The sequence below is a fragment of the Bradyrhizobium sp. C9 genome (genome assembly GCF_002532045.1).
GTDB lineage: Bacteria > Pseudomonadota > Alphaproteobacteria > Rhizobiales > Xanthobacteraceae > Bradyrhizobium.
Genome location: NZ_NWTG01000003.1, coordinates 304,215 through 322,070 on the forward strand (window position 1 = coordinate 304,215; position 17,856 = coordinate 322,070).

Consider the following 17,856-nt stretch of genomic DNA (forward strand, 5'->3'; position numbering starts at 1 on the left):
TGCCGGCAAGCATAACCGAACGCGCGGGCTGCGAGAGCGATCCCGGCACGCATGCCGGAATCGCTTTTGCGCCGGGCCTTGAACTAGCCAGGTATTCCCGCCGCGACCTGACCGCGCAGCCGTTCCAGGCTGAGCAGCGTGTTGGCGCAGGCTTCCGCGACCTCGATCCCCTTGATCACGAAGTGCTTGCGGAAGAAGTCGTAATGCACCTCGGTCTCGTGGAATTGCTGCGGCGTCAGCACCGCCGAGAACACCGGCACCTCGGTGCGCAACTGCACATCCATGAGCGCCTTGATCACGGTATCGGCGACGAATTCATGGCGGTAGATGCCGCCATCGACGACCAGCCCGGCCGCGACGATCGCGGTGTAGCGGCGGGTCTTCGCCAGCAGCTGCGCGTGCAGCGGGATCTCGAACGAGCCCGGCACCTCGAACACGTCGACATTGGTGATGTGGCGCGCCTCGATCTCCTTCAGGAAGGAGATGCGGCACTCTTCCACCACATCGCGATGCCAGGACGATTGCACGAACGCAACGCGCTGCGGCTTCGCAAAGTGCGGATGCTCCGGCGTCGGCGGATGAGCCGGCGTATCGGGAGCGCTTGCTGCTTCGGAGGTTTGGACTTGAGAAGCTTGAACGTCTTGGTCTTGCAACATCTGATTCATGGCTTTCCTCTTTCAGGACCAGAATCAGGGCACACGGACAACGACACGAGCCCACGCGAAAATCGCGTTGGCTGCCGCAACCGTTCTCTTTCATCCGGACTGTAACCGTCGGCTTCGGAATTGCACCGAATCTGCTGACCCTTCTCCCGGCTTCACGGAAGAAGGCGCTCGCGGGCTTGGGCTCATCGCCCTTTACCGCCGGTGGGGATTTTCACCCCGCCCTGAGAACATCGGCACGCCCGGGATGGACGTGCCTGAGGCGAAATATGACCAAACCGCGACAGCGGGGCAAGCACCTTTGGCATGGGGAAACGGCATGTCCCCATGAGCGCGCCGCGGCTCTTGCACAGAGATGTGAGCGCTCGAAAGGCTGATTCACGCGCGCGGCAAGGCGCCGGCAAATGGTTAATAAACCGTTACGCGAACGCCTAGATTCCGATTTGTTCGCAAAATCACAAGTGTGGCGGAGATCAGCTGTGGACGATGCGCGCTTTGGCTGTGGACGGACTCGGCGTGCGGTTGCGCGGATTCCGCAAATCACATCACTTCATCGGCGTCAGGTCCAGGGGCATCCGGAAGCCCGCATCAGGAACTGCACTCGGCCACGACGCAGTATGTCGCAAGTGCCGGCTTCCGTGTGCGTATCAAGCGATCATAAGAACAAGGTCCGAGACGGCATGTCCCTCCTCGAAAGCATTATCGATTCCCGGAACAACCCGCTTGCGGTGGTCGAGGATATCGCCACCGACAACAACTGGGCGTTCGAGCGTTCCGGCGAAGACGAGGTGACGATCGTCTCCAAGGGAGACTGGATCGACTATCAGCTCTCCTTCACCTGGATGGGAGAGATCGAGGCGCTGCATCTCGCATGCGCCTTCGACATGAAGATGCCGCAAGCGCGGCGCGCCGAGGTGCAGCGGCTGGTCGCCGCCATCAACGAACAATTGTGGGTCGGCCATTTCGATCTGTGGACCCACACCGGCATGGTGATGCATCGTCAGGCGCTGGTGCTGCCCGGCGGCCTCACCGCCTCAACCGCGCAATGCGAGGCCATGGTGGTCAACGCGATCCACGCCTGCGAGCGCTACTATCCGGCGTTCCAGTTCGTGGTGTGGGCCGGCAAGTCGACCGCCGAGGCGATGGCGGCCGCGATGTTCGATACCGAGGGCGAAGCGTAAGCGCGTCCTCAGTGTCGTCGCGGCCTAGTGCGCAATTGCGCACGGGGGCCGGGACCCATACTCCGCGGCCCCTAGGCTTGAGCAAACTGCTTGTGGCTCCCGCCTCGCTTTACTAGAACCACCTGTGGTTATGGGTCCCGGCCTTCGCCGGGACGACGAGCGGTGACACCTGTGAACACAAGCAGCGCATTGACTGATACCACCGGCACCATCGCGCTTGCGGGCGCGGGCAAGATGGGCGGCGCGATGCTGACCGGCTGGCTCGCGCAGGGCCTCTCGCCGAAGCATGTCGCGGTGATCGATCCGCATCTTTCGCCGGAGATATCCGCGCTCGCCGCCAAGGGCGTGCGGCTCAATCCGCAGGCGACGGAGCTCGGCACGGTCGACACGCTGGTCGTCGCGGTGAAGCCGCAATCGTTCCGCGACGCCGGCGCCGCGCTGAAGGCGCTGGTCGGTCCGTCGACGCTCGTGGTCTCGATCATGGCCGGCACGACGATGGCAGCGCTGGAAGAGGTGGTCGGCGGCGCGGTGGTGCGCGCGATGCCGAACACGCCGGCGGCGATCGGCCGCGGCATCACGGTCGCGGTGCCGTCAAAGCGCGTCACCGCCGCGCAGCGCGCCATGACCGATGCGCTGCTGAAGGCGACCGGGCTGGTCGAATGGGTCGACGATGAGAACCTGATGGACGCAGTGACTGCCGTCTCCGGCTCCGGCCCGGCCTATGTCTTCCTGCTCGCCGAGGAGCTCGCCCGCGCCGGCGTCGCAGCCGGCCTGCCCGAGCAGCTCGCGACCACGCTGGCGCGCGCGACCGTCGCCGGCTCCGGCGAATTGTTGCATCGCTCGGATCTGCCGTCGGCGACGCTGCGGCAGAATGTCACCTCGCCCGGCGGCACCACCGCCGCCGCGCTCGAGGTGCTGATGGCGAGCGACGGCATGCAGCCGCTGATGACCCGCGCGATCGCAGCGGCAACGCGGCGCTCGAAGGAATTGGCGAAGTAGCCTCTCGCCTACTGCGCCTGGCCCGAGGTCCCGGCGAGCCGCTTGTTGAAGCTCTCGACATTGATCAGGCCGCGAGCGTGGCGGCCTTCGCCGAGCTTGCGCGTGCCCTCAAAAGCCTCGACGCCGAAGCGGATCACGCGGCGCTCGACCGCGATCACCTTTGCGGTGGTCCGCACCGTGGCGCCGACGAGCGCGGCAGCGAGATGGCGGATATCGACCTCGGTCCCGACCGTGACCCAGCCGGGCTGCAACGCACCGCGGATGGCATCGCCCGACGCCATCTCCATTTCGAGGATCATCATCGGCGTCGCATAGACCATCGGCATGCCCGGCACGAAATGCCCGACCGTGCGCTCCGGCGGCACCACCAGCATGCGTTCGCCGCTCATGCCGATCTTGATGAAGTCGCGTGCGTCCATTGGCGCCTCAGAAAGACTGTCGTCCCGGCGTAGGCCGGGACCCATAACCACCGAAGACTTTTGCTGCGCGATGCCGGGGCCGCAGCTCGCTGCAGCAACTCACCCCTGTGGTTATGGGTCCCGGCTTTCGCCGGGACCACCCGCGGAAGGGTTAGCGCTATTTCTTCGCCGCGGCAGCGCGCTCGACGAAGGTCTTGCCACCCTTCATCTTGTGATGCAGCGGCGCTTCGTTGATCTGGATCACGACGGCATCGGCGTCGACGCCGAGGTTCTTCACCAGCGCCTGAGTGATGTCGCGCATCATGCCGGCCTTCTGCTCGTCGGTGCGGCCGGCGGCCATGCTCACGGTGATCTCGGGCATCGGAATAACTCCCTTGTTGTTGTTGCGCAAACCGCGTCGTCTGCCGGTTCTTGCTGGCGCGCCATCTTTTTGAAGATGGATGCGCGGGTCAAGCCCGCGCATGACAAACCAGCTATCCCCAGTTCACGTCGTGGCGCGCGAGCACCTCGCGAACCTTGGCGACCAGATCGGCCTCTGCGCAGGAGAACTGGGCGGGGCGCGTTTCGCGCCATTCCTGATTGGAGGCGATCGCGGCCGCCGCCTTGGCGCCCTCGATCAAATCCTTGATCTGCACCTCGCCGCGCGCCTTCTCATCGGAGCCTTGAATGATCACGCAGGGCGAGTTGCGGCGGTCGGCATATTTGAGCTGGTTGCCCATGTTCTTCGGATTGCCGAGATAGAGCTCGGCGCGAATGCCCGCCTGGCGCAGCTGAGTGGCCATCTTCTGGTAGTCGGCGACGCGGTCGCGATCGAACACGGTGACGACGACGGGCCCGAATTCGGCCTTGGTGTCGAGCTGGCCGAGCATCGTCAGCGCAGCCTGCAGGCGCGAGACGCCGATCGAGAAGCCGGTCGCCGGCACCGGCTCGCCGCGGAAGCGCGAGACGAGGCCGTCATAGCGGCCGCCGCCACCGACCGAGCCGAACCGCACCGGGCGGCCCTTCTCGTCCTTGGTGTCGAGCAGCAGCTCAACCTCGTAGACCGGGCCGGTGTAGTATTCGAGACCGCGAACGACGGTGGGATCGATACGGATGCGATCCGCGCCATAGCCGGACGCTGCGACCAGTTTCGCGATCTCTTCCAGCTCGCTCACCCCGGCCCGACCGACTTCACTCTTCGCCAGGTAGGTCTCGGCCGCAGCGATGGCCTCTCGCCAATCCGCGCGCTGCTGCGTGACGGCCAGCACGATATCGGCATCCGCCGGGCTCAACTCGGCGCCCTTGGTGAAATCGCCCTTGCCTTCTTCGCCGCCATCCCATCGTCCGGGGCCGAGCAGCTTGCGAACCTCGTCGGCGGGAAACTTGTCGAGCTTGTCGATCGCGCGCAGCACCGTGAGCCTGCGACCTGCATTGTCGTCGCCGCCGAGGCCGATCGCCTCGAGCACGCCGTCGAGCACCTTGCGGTTGTTCACCTTCACGACATAGGAGCCGCGCGGAATCCCGAGCGCTTCCATCGTGTCGGCGGCCATCATGCAAATCTCGGCGTCGGCCGCGGGCGTCGCCGAGCCGACGGTGTCGGCATCGAACTGCATGAACTGGCGGAAGCGGCCAGGACCGGGCTTCTCGTTGCGGAAGACATAGCCGAACCGATACGACCGATACGGCTTCGGCAGCGCGTCGAAGTTTTCCGCGACATAGCGCGCCAGCGGCGCGGTCAGGTCGTAGCGCAGCGAGATCCACTGCTCGTCATCGTCCTGGAACGAGAACACGCCTTCGTTGGGGCGGTCCTGGTCGGGCAGGAATTTGCCGAGCGCGTCGGTATATTCCATCGCCGGCGTCTCCACCGGCTCGAAGCCGTAGAGCTCGTAGACGGCGCGGATCTTCTCGACCATCGCCCGCGTGGCATTGATCGCGGCCGGGCCGCGATCTTCCAGCCCGCGCGGCAGGCGCGCCTTCAGCTTCTGGGGTTTTTTGGGTTTCTCGGCCATTGGCGGCGTTTACCAGCGGACGCGCAAGGCGGCAACCCGGCACTGCGCCGCCGCCGCGGCCGAACACCGGTCCTCAGGGCTGCTCCATCCGCGCGCGAAGCGCGGCGGCGTCGGCCTTCGGCATCGATTTCAGCAGCGGCTTGATGGTCTCGCCGCCGACGATCTTGCCGTTGCGCATGAACATCCAGTCGGAGATGTCGGCCTCCTTGAACTCGGCGAGGTCGCCGGCCCGTTTGCCCGGCAGATCGCGCGGCTGGTTGGCGAACCGGCCGGAATAGCCGCCGCTCGGCAGCTTCTTCACCTCGCGCATCCAGATGTGCTCGCCCTCGTTGCGATGGGTCGGAAAGCGGACCTTGAGCGAGTGCTGGGTCTCCGACGGCTTGGGCGCCTCATAGGAGGCCCAGAACGCCGGGAGCGTTTCGCGCGCATGGCCGATCGCGGCGTTCATCTCGGGGTCGGCGGTGCGGACATCGATCACAGGCGAGCGGTCCTCGGCGCGCGCCGTGCTGGCTCCGGTGAGCGCGAACGCAGCCGCGATCAGCATGGCACAGGTCAGGCGAGTTACGGGAGTTTTGGTCATATCATCACGCGAATGGGGATTGATTGAAGCGGGAAGCGAGACTTTGTCGCGCGCTCGCGGCAGGCCGTTCATGCGATGACGGCCGATCACACGGAAAAATGACGGCCGAAGCGAAGCGTCGGCATGCTGCTGGAGTTCCAAAGCGAAAGCGCCTCTCCCTTTGCAAAGGAGAGGCGCCAAATCGAAGTCAGCTGTGGAACCGCTGCGTCAGGCGACGTTCCTGATCCAGTTATGCGGGTCGTTGGTGCGACCGTACTGGATGTCGACCAGCTTCTTGCGCAGGCCCATCGCGACCGGGCCGGCCACGCCGCCGCTGATCTGGAAGTCGCCGCTCGCCGAGCACACCTTGCCGATCGGCGAGATGACGGCCGCGGTGCCGCAGGCGAAAGCTTCCTTCAGCTTGCCGCTGGCGGCATCAGTGCGCCACTGCTGGATCGTGTAGGGCTCCTCGCGCACGCGCGTGCCGGCATCCTTGGCAAGCGCGATGATCGAGTCGCGGGTGATGCCGGGCAGGATGGTGCCGAGCGGCGGCGTCAGCAGCGAGCCGTCGTCGAAGGCGAAGAAGATGTTCATGCCGCCGAGCTCCTCGATGTAGCGGCGCTCGACCGCATCGAGGAACACGACCTGGTCGCAGCCGCGCTCGATCGCCTCCGCCTGCGCGCGCAGGCTTGCGGCATAATTGCCGCCGCACTTGACGGCGCCGGTGCCGCCGATCGCTGCCCGCGTGTAATTCTCCGACACCCAGATCGACACCGGCGCGGGACCGCCCTTGAAGTAGGAGCCGACCGGAGAAGCGATGACCGAGAAGATGTATTCCGCCGACGGCTTGACGCCGAGGAAGACCTCGCTGGCGATCATGAACGGCCGCAGATAGAGGCTGCCCTCGCCGCCCGGGATCCAGGCGCGATCGATCCGCACCAGCTGCTCGACCGCCTCGATAAACACCTCCTCGGGTAGCGGCGCCATCGCCATGCGCTCGGCCGAATCGTGGAAGCGCCGGGCATTGGCGTCGGGACGGAACAGGTTCACGCCGCCGTCGTCGCGCCGGTAGGCCTTGAGGCCTTCGAAAATCTCCTGGGCGTAGTGCAGCACCGCGCCGGCCGGATCGAGCGGGAAATTCGCGCGGGCCTCGACGCGGGCGCTGTGCCAGCCCTTGCCCTGGCTGTAGCGGACGATCGCCATGTGGTCGGTGAAGACGCGGCCGAAGCCCGGGTCCACGAGCTTCGCTGCACGATCCTTGTCGGATGTGGCGTTCGGCGAGGGCTGGATGTCGAATTTCAAAGTCATTTTTCTTGCTTTCCGCTATCGGAACCGGCGCCATACCGGGCGACGGCCTGTTTCCTCCGGAGCCATCCGGCTCGGCTGGTGCGAACTTCACCACCGCCGGCAACCCGGCCGGTTTCCATCGCCAACATGCCGGTTAGACATGCTTTTGCCGAGTGCTGAAGTCCAGTATGTTTGCCGAAATGCCGCTCGACAATCGCACGGTAGTCCAATTTGCGGCCCAAACCGCCACACAGGCTCTTTCAGGCCGCCTCAAACGCTGTCGGGGACGAAACGACCTAATGTTTCGTCGTGACTGGCAGTTTTGTAACATTGAACCCAAGATACGTCAATATGGCTGACATAAATTTCTCAGGCATGGCTGCCAAGCCCGATTCGCAGGGAGATGATCACGCTCCTGCGGCGGGTGGCCGCGACCTGCGCTGGGACATCATCGAGCTGTTGTTCTTCGCCTACCGCGACTTTGTCGGCGATGCCGACCAGGAGCTGGAGGCGTTCGGCTTCGGCCGCGCCCACCACCGCGTCATCCACTTCGTCACCCGCTATCCCGGCCTGAAGGTCGCCGACCTGCTCGACGTCCTGCGCATCACCAAGCAGTCGCTCGGACGCGTGCTCAAGCAGCTGCTGGACGAAGGCTACATCGTGCAGAAGACCGGCAACAACGACCGCCGGCAGCGCCTGCTCTACGCAACGCCGAAGGGCGAGGCGCTGGTCGCCAAGCTCGCGGGGCTGCAGACCGACCGCATCAACCGCGCCATCGCCGGCATCGATCCGGCCGGCGTCGAGACGGTTCGCCAATTCCTCCGCGCGATGATCGACCGCGACGATCCCGACAAGGTGCTCGAAGCGATCTTCGGCGGCGGCAGAAAAACAAGGGAGTGAACCTGGTGCAGGCTGCAACCCTGGTGCGCACGCCGGTCGAGCCGGCCGACGATGCGCCGCATCTCCTGCTGGTCGACGACGACCGGCGCATTCGCGACCTGTTGTCGCGCTTTCTCTCCGGCGAGGGCTATCGCGTCACCACGGCCATGAGCGCCACCGACGCGCGCGCCAAGCTGCTCGGGCTGCATTTCGACCTGCTCATCCTCGACGTGATGATGCCCGGCGAGAACGGCTTCGACCTCGCCCGCTTCATCCGCACCTCCTCGACCGTGCCGATCATCATGCTGACCGCCCGCCATGAGGCGGAAGCCCGCATCGAGGGCCTGCAGATCGGCGCCGACGACTATGTCGCCAAGCCGTTCGAACCGCGCGAGCTGGTGCTGCGCATCGGCAATATCCTCAAGCGCACTGCGCCGCCGCAAGTCACGGTGGTCGAGCAGATCGCGTTCGGCCCCTACATCTTCCACATCGAGCGCAGCGAGCTGCGCCAGGGCGAGGAGATCATCCATCTCACCGACCGCGAGCGCGAGATGCTGCGCATCCTCGCAAGCGCGCCCGGCGAGACCGTGCCGCGCGGCGAACTGACCAGCGGCGGCACCGTCAATGAGCGCGCGGTCGACGTGCAGATCAACCGCCTGCGCCGCAAGATCGAGCACGATCCCGCCAATCCGCTGTTCCTGCAGGCGGTACGCGGCATCGGCTATCGCCTGGTCGCCTCGCCGTAAGATGCAGCCATGAGCACGCTCGACACCGGCCTGACCCTGATCAAGAACGCCTCGCAGCGCGTCTCGAAGGCGAACGGCTGGATGGGCAATGCGTTCAAGAGCTGGATGCCGACCGGCCTCTATGCGCGCGCGCTGCTGATCATGATCGTGCCGATGGTGATCCTGCAGACCGTGGTCGCGTTCGTGTTCATGGAGCGGCACTGGAACACTGTGACGCGCCGCCTGTCGGCCGCGGTGGTCTCCGACATCGCCGCGCTGATCGACGTCTACAAGATCTATCCGCAGGACAAGGACCGCGCGCAGCTGCGCGGCATCGCCCAGAAGCTGCAGCTGGTGGTCGACTTCCTCCCCGCCGGCGACATGCCGCCGCCGGGACCGAAGCCGTTCTTCTCGCTGCTCGACCAGACCCTGTCGGTGCAGCTCGGCCGCCAGATCAGCCGTCCGTTCTGGATCGACACCGTCGGCAAATCCAACCTGGTCGAGATCCGCGTCCAGCTCGACGATTCCGTGATGCGGATCTTCGCCCAGCGCAGCGCGGCCTACGCCTCCAATTCGGAGATATTCATCTTCTGGATGGTCGGCACCTCGTCGATCCTGCTGATCGTCGCCGTGCTGTTCCTGCGCAACCAGATCAAGCCGATCCTCAGGCTGGCCGATGCCGCCGAAAGCTTCGGCAAGGGCCGCGAGGCGCCGAACTTCCGGCCGCGCGGCGCGCGCGAGGTGCGGCGCGCAGCGCAGGCCTTCATCGAGATGAAGGCGCGCGTCGAGCGTTCGATCGAGCAGCGCACCGCGATGCTCGCCGGCGTGTCGCACGATCTGCGCACCATCCTGACCCGCTTCAAGCTCGAACTCGCCCTGATCGGCGAAGGCCCCGAGATCGACGCGATGCGCAAGGACGTCGACGAGATGTCGATGATGCTGGAGGACTATCTTGCCTTCGCGCGCGGCGATTCCGGCGAGGTCGCGCAGCCGACCGACATGGCAATGGCGCTGGAGGAGTTGCGCAGCGACGCCGAACGCCACGGCCACACTGCGACCGTCGCGTTCCACGGCCTGCCCGTCGTCACGGTGAAACCGGCCTCGTTCAAGCGCTGCCTCGCCAACCTCGTCTCCAACGCGGCGCGCCACGCCAACACGATCTCGATCACCGGCCAGCGCGACCATCGCTATCTCAACATCACGGTCGACGACGACGGCCCCGGCATCCCCGCCGCCATGCGCGAGGAAGTATTCAAGCCCTTCCTGCGGCTCGACGACGCCCGCAACCAGGACGAAGGCGGCAGCGGCCTCGGACTTGCGATCGCCCGCGACATCGCCCGCTCGCACGGCGGCGACATCATGCTCGGCGAAAGCCCGATGGGCGGCCTGCGCGCCGCGGTGCGGATTCCGGTGTAGCTACCAGCGGTAGGACAAGGTGCCGATCACCTGACGCCGTTCGCCGGCATAGCAGTAGCCGGACTGACAGGTCTGGTAGCGCGTGTCGAACAGATTGGTCGCGTTCACGCGCGCGGTGGCGCCGAGCAAGCGCCTGTCGAGCTTGCCGAGATCGTAGTCGATCACGGCATCGAACAACGTTCTCGCCGCGTTCTGGAACGTGTTCTGGTCGTTGCCGAAGTTGGACCCGATGTAACGGACACCGAGGCCAAGCCCGAGCCCTTCGACCGGAACGCCGGACTGGAAGGTGTATTTGCCGAAGGCGGCGAAGGAATTCCGCGGAATGCCGGAGAGCTCATTGCCGGTCGTATCCGGATTGCCCTGCGTGATCACGACGTTGAGATGGGTGTAGGCCGCGGTGAGATCAAATCCCTGCTTCAGCGCCAGCTTCGCCTCGAGCTCCACGCCCTTCGATTCGACCTGCCCGGTTGCCGCCTGGAACGCCATGTTGCTCGGATCGGTGCGCAGCACATTGTCCTGGGTGATGTCGAACACCGCCGCCGTCAACAGCACCGGCACCTGCGGCATCTGGTACTTGATGCCGATTTCCTTCTGCTCGCCGGTGGTCGGCTTGAACGGCGATCCCGATGCGTCGACGCCGACCTGCGGAGCGAATGCCGTTGCGTAGCTGACATAAGGCGCAATGCCATTGTCGAAGACGTAAGCGAGCCCCGCGCGGCCCGTGAAGGCGGTGGCCTTCTGCGTTGACGGCACGCCGTCGAGACCTGCGGTCGTCGTCTGCGAGACCCAGCTCTGGCGGCCATTGAGCGTCAGGACGAAGCCGCCGAGCTTGGCCTGCTCCTGCGCATAAACCCCGACCTCGTCGGTCGACTGCTTGTTGAAGATCGAGAATGCCGGCGACGCGATCGCCTGGGCACCGTAGTTCATCGTCAGGAGATTGAGATCGGGAGCCGCCCCGTAGCCGATCTTGTCGTTGTAGTAGGAGTGCCCGTAATCGACGCCGAACAGCGCCGTGTTCTTGATCGCGCCAAGCATGAACTTGGCCTCGGCCTGGTTGTCGAGCGTCACCGTATTGAAGCTATCCAGGATTCGCCAGGCGGAGCGCGACGCGAGATTGGTGCTGCTGTCGATGGAATCGATCTGGGTGTATTTCGCGTCGGTGTCGACCTGATAGAAGCGGAAGTTCTGCCGCACCGTCCAGACGTCGTCGACATTGTGCTCGAACGAGTAGCCGATGCGATACTGCTTCTGATCCATGGCGCTGAAGGCCGGATCATTCGAATAGATGTTGGTCAATTGTCCGTCGGGCGTGCGGAAGTTGCCGATGCTCGCGGCGGTTCGGCTGCTTTGATATTCGCTGAGGATCGTGAAGGACGTATCGACATCGGGCCGCCAGGTCAGCGCAGGCGCGATATAGGCGCGATCGTCGTCGTTGCCGGGATACCAGGTCTTCGCGTCACGGAGCAGACCCGTCAGGCGATAGTACAATTGGTCGCTGCCGGGCACCGGGCCGCCGATATCGAAACTGCCCTGGTAACGATCATAATTGCCGGTCTGCAGCTGCACCTCGCCGAACGGCGTCATGGTCGGCCGCTTCGTGGTGACGTCGACGATGCCGCCCGGAGAGCCGAGGCCGTAGAGCCCCGAGGCCGGTCCGCGGAGGATCGACACGCTGTCGAGACCGTAAGGTTCGATCTTGGGAATGGCGAAATTGCCGCCGCCCTGGCGCAGGCCGTCGCGATAGATCCCGGTATAGGTCGCGTCGAAGCCACGGATGTAGAAACTATCGAACCGGGGATCATAGCCGAACGCCGTGGTCGTGACGCCGGGCGTGTAATTGACGGCGTCCTTGAGCGTCTGAACGTTACGATCCCTGAGCTCCTTCTGCGTGACCACCGAAAGCGACTGCGGCGTCTCGATCAGCGCCGTGTTGGTCTTGGTGCCGGCCGTGCTGCCGGTCGCGACGTAGCCGGTCGTCGTACCGATCGCACCTAAAGCGCCTTGCGATCGAGGAGCCTGGTTCTGAGTGGGCGCCGCAGCAGTGCGGCGTCGGTTCGATACGGTGGCGCGCGAAGACCTGGCATTCCGACTTGAAGCGACGGCACTGCGCTTGCTTGCAGCGCTGGGTTCATCCACCGTAACTGCGGGAAGCACGCTGGCATCGTTCTGTGCAGAACTGGTTTGCGCCTGAGCGCTGGCGACATTCGTACCCGTCGGCAGCAGCATGACCGAACCGAGAAACGCTGCGTTGATCGCAGCCGTTGATGCAAGCAAGCTGCGCTTGCTCCGCGACGAAGCCATTCCCACCAAGCAATCCCCACACTTCCGCAAGGCCGATCTTGATCGAGCCGCGTGTTCTTCATTGAGCGGACATCGATTGGGGCGGACTTCTATCGGCGGGATGCGCGAAATTCCACACGCGCAAACTAGAATCCGTTGAAGCGCGCGATGCACGACACTGGAACGATTCAAGATGCGCAACACTGGAGCGATTCAAAAAGACATGTTGTCGCAGCAAGCCTTTCAGCGCGAGGAATTCGCTGCACGTCCTCACTCTCTCGGAGAGTCTCGCGTGCGCGGCACGCAGCGATCATTCAACGATGTTGATGTCGCCTTGCAATGCCGTCGCGCATTGCGCGTGGCCCCGACCAACACCGGACATCATGTTTGACATCAGATCTATTGAAAGGTGAAAGACCGGTGACCGCCGTGCGTCGCGGCGCGCTTGGCGTCAGCCTTCAGCGACAACGGTAAAGCGAATGCGCCGACGTGACGGAGTCGGCGCACACGATCCAACGGCATCATTGCAAACTGACGCGGTCGCGCGAACGCACGCCCGAAGACAGGCAGCGCAAAACCGCTTGGCAATCTTGTCGCGGGCTGCCCGCAATGATGGTGTTGCAAAACATCACATCCTCTCAACATGAGAGAGGACGTGCTCGGGCGCGCGGCGGCGATCGAACGCGCTGCGCCTACTTCTGCTTGGGCAGCAGGCCCTTCAGCTTTTCCATGTCCTTGACGTTCATCTTCATGCCGCCGGGCATGATGATGTCGCCGGGCTTCTGGTCGCTCTTGCAGGCGCCGAGCCATTTCGCCTCGATGGTCATCGTGGTGTCGCGGGAGCCCGCCGCGCCGCCCTCCGCGTGCGAGGTGCTCTTGACCGTATAGGCGGAATTGAAATCGCCGACGATCTCGGCATGGCTCTTCATCGACATCCCGGCGACGCTGCAGACGCTGTCGCTGACATAGCCGGTCGCGGTCTTCTGGATGTCCTGCTTGGAGCAGACTTCCTTGGCCATCGGCGAGGCCGCCGCGCTCATCTCCTTGTCGGTGGTCTCGTCGGTGCAATGCTGCATGGTGATTTCCGGCATCGGCCCGCCGGTACGCACCATCTTCATCTCCCACAGACCCGCCTTGCGGATCGGCAGGTCGACGGCGCTCGCGGCACCGGTGGACAGGACAAGGCAAACAGCAGAACCAAGCAAGGCAAGCTGTCGGGTCATGCGGTGAGCTCCCGGCTGAACGATCGAAGGATTGGAGTGCGCTCAGTAGAGCGTGCGCACCGGCCTCTGGGCCGAACCGTAGGGCACCCAGCGGCAGGCGAACGAGATGTAGCCACCTGGGTAGCGCTGCATCGCAAGAAACTTGACCACCTTGCCGTAGGAAGCGCAGTGATCGACGGCGAGTTGCCGCGCGTCGGTCTGGGCCGCCAGCGAATAGGCGATGATACCGCCGGTATCATTGCCCTTGAACGGCGGCACCGGCTGCATCCAGTCGGCTTGCGCCGGACCAACGGCCAGTATCCCGCAAACGGCAACCAGGCACGCGGCCAATTTCCTTCGCATCGCAGACTCCATTTCGCTTGAGACCAACATAGAGTGCGCCGGCGACCATGGAAAGAACGAGCCTGCCACTGGAGGTGGACTTCTCCGCAGGTGTTGCCGCGCTGCACTTGACCTTGCCGGGGCTTCACGGCACCGTCCGCCGCATCGGATCAGCCGGGTGGATTCCCATGCGCAACCTGTTCAACTCCCCCAATAAACTCAGCCATAAGCTCGGCCTCGGCCTCGGCGCCGCGCTCGTGGTCGGCCTTCTGGCGTTCGGGAGCACGGCTCAGGCCGCCAATCCGTTCGAATTGAATTTCTGGCTGTCCGGCCCGCGCTATGACGGCAATGTGGCGCCGTGCGAGAAGGCCCTGGCGGCCATCAGTGATCAATTCCATGAGAAAGAAGCCACCTTCTGGAATTCGCCGCTCGTCATCACCGGCTTCAGCCGGATCCACGAAACCGCGTTCCGCCCCTGGCAGTCCGACAACATTCCGCGCCGCTATTGCTCGGGGGACGCAGTGTTGAGCGACGGCAAGGTGCGCAAGGTGCACTATTCGATCATCGAGGATGGCGGCTTTGCCGGCACCAACCAGGGCGTCGAATGGTGCGTCGCCGGGCTGGACCGCAACTGGGCCTATAACCCGTCCTGCAAGGCCGCCCGGCCCTGATCTCCGACCAGTTTCGTTTAAAACGGAAGCCGCCGCCATCCAGACGGCGGCTTTTGTTCTTGAAATGTTCTGACGTGCTGCTAGGCTCTGAATGGTCGCGTGAGGGGAGCGTTTGATGCCTCGGTTGGTCACAATTTCCCGATTTCTGATTTCGATTGCCTTTGTCCTGTGTGGTGCGATCGGGGCCTCGGCCCAGGATCGCCGGCAGAATGCGCCTGGCGAGTTCGATTTCTATGTGCTGTCGCTGTCGTGGTCGCCCTCGTTCTGCGAGGCGGCGAGCGAGCGCGGCAACAATGGCCGCGGCACGCAGGCACAGTGCGGCGGACGGCCCTATTCCTTCGTGGTGCACGGGCTGTGGCCGCAATATGAGCGGGGCTTTCCGGAATACTGCCAGCGGCCTTCGCCCCGACTCGCCCGCAACATCATGACCTCAATGCTCGACCTGATGCCGGCGCCCGGGCTGATCTACAACGAATGGGACAAGCACGGCACCTGCTCCGGCCTCGGCGAACGGGCCTATTTCGAAGCCATCCGCAAGGCCCGCGCCGCGGTGAAGATCCCCGAGGAATTCCTGCAATTGACGGAGCCGAAGACGATCGCGCCCGATGAGCTGGAGACGGCATTCATCAAGGCCAATCCGGGGCTCAGCAACTCCGCGATCTCGGTGACCTGCGACAGCAAGCGGCTCAGCGAGGTGCGGATCTGCCTCAGCAAGGATCTGCAATTCCGTTCCTGCGAGGAAATCGATCGCCGCGCCTGCCGCCGCGATCAGGTGCTGATGCCGCCGGTTCGCGGCAGCTGAAGTCTCGTCCACACCGGGGCCGGGCAGACGCGCGTCGTCGCGCCGAGTGTCCCGGCCATCGACGCGATCACGAAACTAGCGAGATAAGACATGATGCCCGGGACAGGCCGGGCATGACGCAGTACAACATGCGCACCCTCTGGAGCGCAGCGTCATCGCATGAACTATCGTCACGCCTTTCATGCCGGCAGCTTTGCCGACGTCATCAAGCACATCGTGCTGGTGCGCATGCTCACCTACCTGCAGGAAAAGCAGGCGCCGTTCCGCGTCATCGACACCCATGCCGGCGCCGGCCTCTATGATTTGACGTCGAGCGAAGCGCAGCGTGGCGGTGAATGGCTGACCGGCATCGCGCGGCTGATGCAGGCGCGACTCACCGACAAGGCGCTGCCGCTGATCGCGCCCTATCTCGACATCGTCAGGGCATTCAATCCGAGAGGCGAACTGAAAGCCTATCCCGGCTCGCCGTTGATCGCGCGGGCGCTGCTGCGTCCGCAGGACCGTCTGACGGCCTGCGAGATCGAGCCCGCGGCACGCAAGCAATTGATCGATGCATTGCGACGCGATGCGCAGGCGCGCGTCGTCGATCTCGACGGCTGGATGGCACTGCCCGCATTCGTGCCGCCGAACGAGCGGCGCGGCCTGGTGCTGATCGATCCGCCATTCGAAGCGAAGGACGAGTTCGAGCGACTGGCCAGCGCCTTCACGGCGGCGTTCGCGAAGTGGCCGACCGGCGCCTACCTTTTGTGGTACCCCGTAAAATCCCGGAGAGCCTCCGACGAGCTCGCGCGCAGCGTGGCAGCAGCAGCCGCGACCAGCCGGCCTGCAGGCAAATGCTTGCGCTTGGAATTCAGTGTGGCGCCGCAAGAAGCGGACGCCGGCCTCGTTTCCACCGGCCTTTTGATAGTGAATCCGCCGTGGACGCTGGCGGCCGAGCTGAAGATCATCCTGCCCGAACTCGAGAGACCGCTTGGTCAAGGCGCCGCCGGACGCTTCAGACTCGAAACGCCTAAACCTTGATCGGTAGCACCCACTGAAAAGTTCTATTTGAGCATAGGCAACGCGCGCGGAACCGTATTATGCTCATCCTGTTACGACTGGCTTTACGTTCCGCTTCCGCGAATGGTTGCGGCGGAGTGACAAGGCCGAAATAAAATCCAGGCAGACCGGCGGCGTGACGCCGGCCTGTTCAGGTGGCCAAGCTTCCGACAAGCGAATGTCGGTCAACCGCTACGCGGCGTGCGCGTAGCGGTGGAGCAATACGGGGGAGGAGTTTCCCGATGGCCATGACTGGGACAGTCAAGTTCTTCAACGGAGAGCGTGGCTATGGCTTCATCAAGCCTGACGATGGCGGCCGCGATGTGTTCGTTCACATCACGGCTGTCGAGCGTGCAGGGTTGAAGGACCTGACTGAAGGACAGCGCATTACGTTCGAGGTTGAACCCGACAAGAAGGGCAAGGGCCCGAAAGCGGTCAACCTGGTGGTTTCATAACGAGCGCGCGCAGTGCGCGGCTTGTCGTGAACGGCGAATGAAGCGTTGCGTGTGAGTTGATTGCCGGGCGCGTGGCTCGCGCCCGCTGCATGATCTTCTGCATGATGCGGACGCGATTGGCGGTGCCGCATATCCGGTGCGTGCGGCTCACCGACTGGATTCGCAAACGCTGCCGCGCGCACGCTGCATGCGTCATGTCCAGGCGATCAGCACCAAAGAAAAACCCGGCCGCGCAAGGCGCGGCCGGGAGTTGATGTTGGACGTTTTCTTGTTCTCAGAAGTGATAGTTGATGCCGGCACGCACCAGGCTGAAGCTGTAGCCGTTCGACGCGCCGCCGGTGATCGTGAAGTTGCTGTTGGCGAGATCGACGTAGAGATACTCGATCTTGGCGCTCCAGTTCGGGGCAAAGCCCATTTCGGCGCCGGCGCCGACGGTGAAGCCCGCATTGGTATGCGACTCCGAGATGCCGAAGGTCTCGCCGCGCAGTTCGCCGAAGGCGAGACCACCGGTCGCGTAGAACAGCACGTTGTTGACCGCATAGCCGGCGCGGCCGCGCACCGTGCCGAACCACGGGTTGGAGAACTTCCAGGGCGCGAACCGATCGTCGGCGGTGGTGCCCTGGATATCGGCCTCGATGCCGAACACCCACGGAGAGCCGTTCTGGAAATTGTAGCCGGCCTGCACGCCGCCGACGAAGCCGGACGGCTTGGTCGGGTTGTTCTCGACCGAACCCCAGCCATAGCCGACGTTGCCGCCGAGATAGGGACCGGCCCAGCTATAGGCATTGAGCGGCTGATAGACGGTGTAGGGCGAGCCATAGTTGAGATCGGCCGCCGCCGATGACGTCGTCCAGCCTGCGACGATCAGTGCCAGCGCACGCGCAACAAACCGGGTCATGGGTACTCTCCACCACGCAACTGCCGCAGCCCGCAGGCCCAGGGCCGGCGTGG

20 protein-coding genes and 1 riboswitch are annotated in these 17,856 nt (G+C 64.3%); of the genes, 10 read left to right on the top strand and 10 right to left on the bottom strand.

Annotated features, from left to right (window positions below; all coding sequences use genetic code 11):
• Positions 1–83 precede the first annotated feature (83 nt).
• The gene (locus CO675_RS09080; protein WP_097671581.1) at positions 84–665 is read right to left on the bottom strand and encodes a 6,7-dimethyl-8-ribityllumazine synthase; all 582 of its coding nucleotides are present in this window, start codon (positions 663–665) and stop codon (positions 84–86) included.
• A gap of 78 nt (positions 666–743) precedes the next feature.
• A riboswitch (FMN riboswitch) is annotated at positions 744–898 on the bottom strand.
• A 444-nt stretch (positions 899–1,342) separates the two neighbouring features.
• Between CO675_RS09080 and CO675_RS09085 the strand changes: the two genes are divergently transcribed.
• Both CO675_RS09085 and proC read left to right on the top strand, forming a co-directional pair.
• Entirely contained in the window at positions 1,343–1,843 is a 501-nt protein-coding gene (locus CO675_RS09085) for a type III secretion system chaperone family protein (RefSeq protein ID WP_016844492.1), read from the top strand.
• Positions 1,844–2,077: 234 nt separating this feature from the next.
• Complete coding sequence (gene proC / locus CO675_RS09090) at positions 2,078–2,842, top strand: pyrroline-5-carboxylate reductase (protein WP_245452709.1); 765 nt, start codon at positions 2,078–2,080, stop codon at positions 2,840–2,842.
• 8 nt (positions 2,843–2,850) lie between these two features.
• Here proC and CO675_RS09095 read toward each other — a convergent pair whose 3' ends face one another.
• The 5 genes from CO675_RS09095 to CO675_RS09115 form a co-directional block, all read right to left on the bottom strand.
• Complete coding sequence (locus tag CO675_RS09095) at positions 2,851–3,261, bottom strand: thioesterase family protein (RefSeq protein ID WP_097671583.1); 411 nt, start codon at positions 3,259–3,261, stop codon at positions 2,851–2,853.
• A 157-nt stretch (positions 3,262–3,418) separates the two neighbouring features.
• A complete protein-coding gene (locus tag CO675_RS09100; RefSeq protein ID WP_044538952.1) occupies positions 3,419–3,622 on the bottom strand; it encodes a tautomerase family protein in 204 nt (67 codons plus the stop codon).
• A 112-nt stretch (positions 3,623–3,734) separates the two neighbouring features.
• The gene (hisS, locus tag CO675_RS09105) at positions 3,735–5,249 is read right to left on the bottom strand and encodes a histidine--tRNA ligase (RefSeq protein WP_097671584.1); all 1,515 of its coding nucleotides are present in this window, start codon (positions 5,247–5,249) and stop codon (positions 3,735–3,737) included.
• Positions 5,250–5,322: 73 nt separating this feature from the next.
• The gene (locus CO675_RS09110) at positions 5,323–5,793 is read right to left on the bottom strand and encodes a YegJ family protein (protein ID WP_245452710.1); all 471 of its coding nucleotides are present in this window, start codon (positions 5,791–5,793) and stop codon (positions 5,323–5,325) included.
• Positions 5,794–6,036: 243 nt separating this feature from the next.
• Positions 6,037–7,116 (bottom strand): branched-chain amino acid aminotransferase, encoded by a 1,080-nt coding sequence (locus CO675_RS09115; RefSeq protein WP_097671585.1) that lies wholly within the window; start codon positions 7,114–7,116, stop codon positions 6,037–6,039.
• 330 nt (positions 7,117–7,446) lie between these two features.
• Here CO675_RS09115 and CO675_RS09120 point away from each other — a divergent pair, with 330 nt between their 5' ends.
• The 3 genes from CO675_RS09120 to CO675_RS09130 are packed head-to-tail and all read left to right on the top strand — an operon-like array spanning position 7,447 to position 10,115.
• Positions 7,447–7,995, top strand: a complete 549-nt coding sequence (locus CO675_RS09120; RefSeq protein WP_097671586.1) for a MarR family winged helix-turn-helix transcriptional regulator — start codon at positions 7,447–7,449, stop codon at positions 7,993–7,995.
• A gap of 2 nt (positions 7,996–7,997) precedes the next feature.
• Positions 7,998–8,720 carry a response regulator gene (locus tag CO675_RS09125; protein WP_171948219.1) on the top strand — a complete coding sequence of 241 codons (723 nt, stop codon included), beginning with the start codon at positions 7,998–8,000 and terminating at the stop codon, positions 8,718–8,720.
• Between the two features lie 9 nt (positions 8,721–8,729).
• On the top strand, positions 8,730–10,115 hold the full coding sequence (locus CO675_RS09130) for an ATP-binding protein (protein WP_097671587.1): 1,386 nt from the start codon (positions 8,730–8,732) through the stop codon (positions 10,113–10,115).
• Here CO675_RS09130 and CO675_RS09135 read toward each other — a convergent pair whose 3' ends face one another.
• On the bottom strand, positions 10,116–12,416 hold the full coding sequence (locus CO675_RS09135) for a TonB-dependent siderophore receptor (protein ID WP_097671588.1): 2,301 nt from the start codon (positions 12,414–12,416) through the stop codon (positions 10,116–10,118).
• A 172-nt stretch (positions 12,417–12,588) separates the two neighbouring features.
• Between CO675_RS09135 and CO675_RS39845 the strand changes: the two genes are divergently transcribed.
• Complete coding sequence (locus CO675_RS39845; RefSeq protein ID WP_143278924.1) at positions 12,589–12,786, top strand: hypothetical protein; 198 nt, start codon at positions 12,589–12,591, stop codon at positions 12,784–12,786.
• 301 nt (positions 12,787–13,087) lie between these two features.
• On the opposite strand, the gene CO675_RS09140 is transcribed toward CO675_RS39845, so the two are convergent.
• A complete protein-coding gene (locus CO675_RS09140) occupies positions 13,088–13,618 on the bottom strand; it encodes a DUF3617 domain-containing protein (RefSeq protein ID WP_097671589.1) in 531 nt (176 codons plus the stop codon).
• Positions 13,619–13,660: 42 nt separating this feature from the next.
• Entirely contained in the window at positions 13,661–13,960 is a 300-nt protein-coding gene (locus CO675_RS09145; RefSeq protein WP_097671820.1) for a hypothetical protein, read from the bottom strand.
• Between the two features lie 167 nt (positions 13,961–14,127).
• Between CO675_RS09145 and CO675_RS09150 the strand changes: the two genes are divergently transcribed.
• The 4 genes from CO675_RS09150 (at position 14,128) to CO675_RS09165 (ending at position 16,905) form a co-directional block, all read left to right on the top strand.
• Positions 14,128–14,610, top strand: a complete 483-nt coding sequence (locus CO675_RS09150; protein ID WP_097671590.1) for a hypothetical protein — start codon at positions 14,128–14,130, stop codon at positions 14,608–14,610.
• A gap of 115 nt (positions 14,611–14,725) precedes the next feature.
• Positions 14,726–15,412 (top strand): ribonuclease T2 family protein, encoded by a 687-nt coding sequence (locus CO675_RS09155; protein ID WP_097671591.1) that lies wholly within the window; start codon positions 14,726–14,728, stop codon positions 15,410–15,412.
• A gap of 159 nt (positions 15,413–15,571) precedes the next feature.
• Complete coding sequence (locus CO675_RS09160) at positions 15,572–16,432, top strand: 23S rRNA (adenine(2030)-N(6))-methyltransferase RlmJ (protein WP_097671592.1); 861 nt, start codon at positions 15,572–15,574, stop codon at positions 16,430–16,432.
• A gap of 260 nt (positions 16,433–16,692) precedes the next feature.
• Entirely contained in the window at positions 16,693–16,905 is a 213-nt protein-coding gene (locus tag CO675_RS09165; protein ID WP_016844477.1) for a cold-shock protein, read from the top strand.
• 274 nt (positions 16,906–17,179) lie between these two features.
• Here CO675_RS09165 and CO675_RS09170 read toward each other — a convergent pair whose 3' ends face one another.
• A complete protein-coding gene (locus tag CO675_RS09170; RefSeq protein WP_097671593.1) occupies positions 17,180–17,803 on the bottom strand; it encodes an outer membrane protein in 624 nt (207 codons plus the stop codon).
• Between the last annotated feature and the right edge of the window lie 53 nt (positions 17,804–17,856).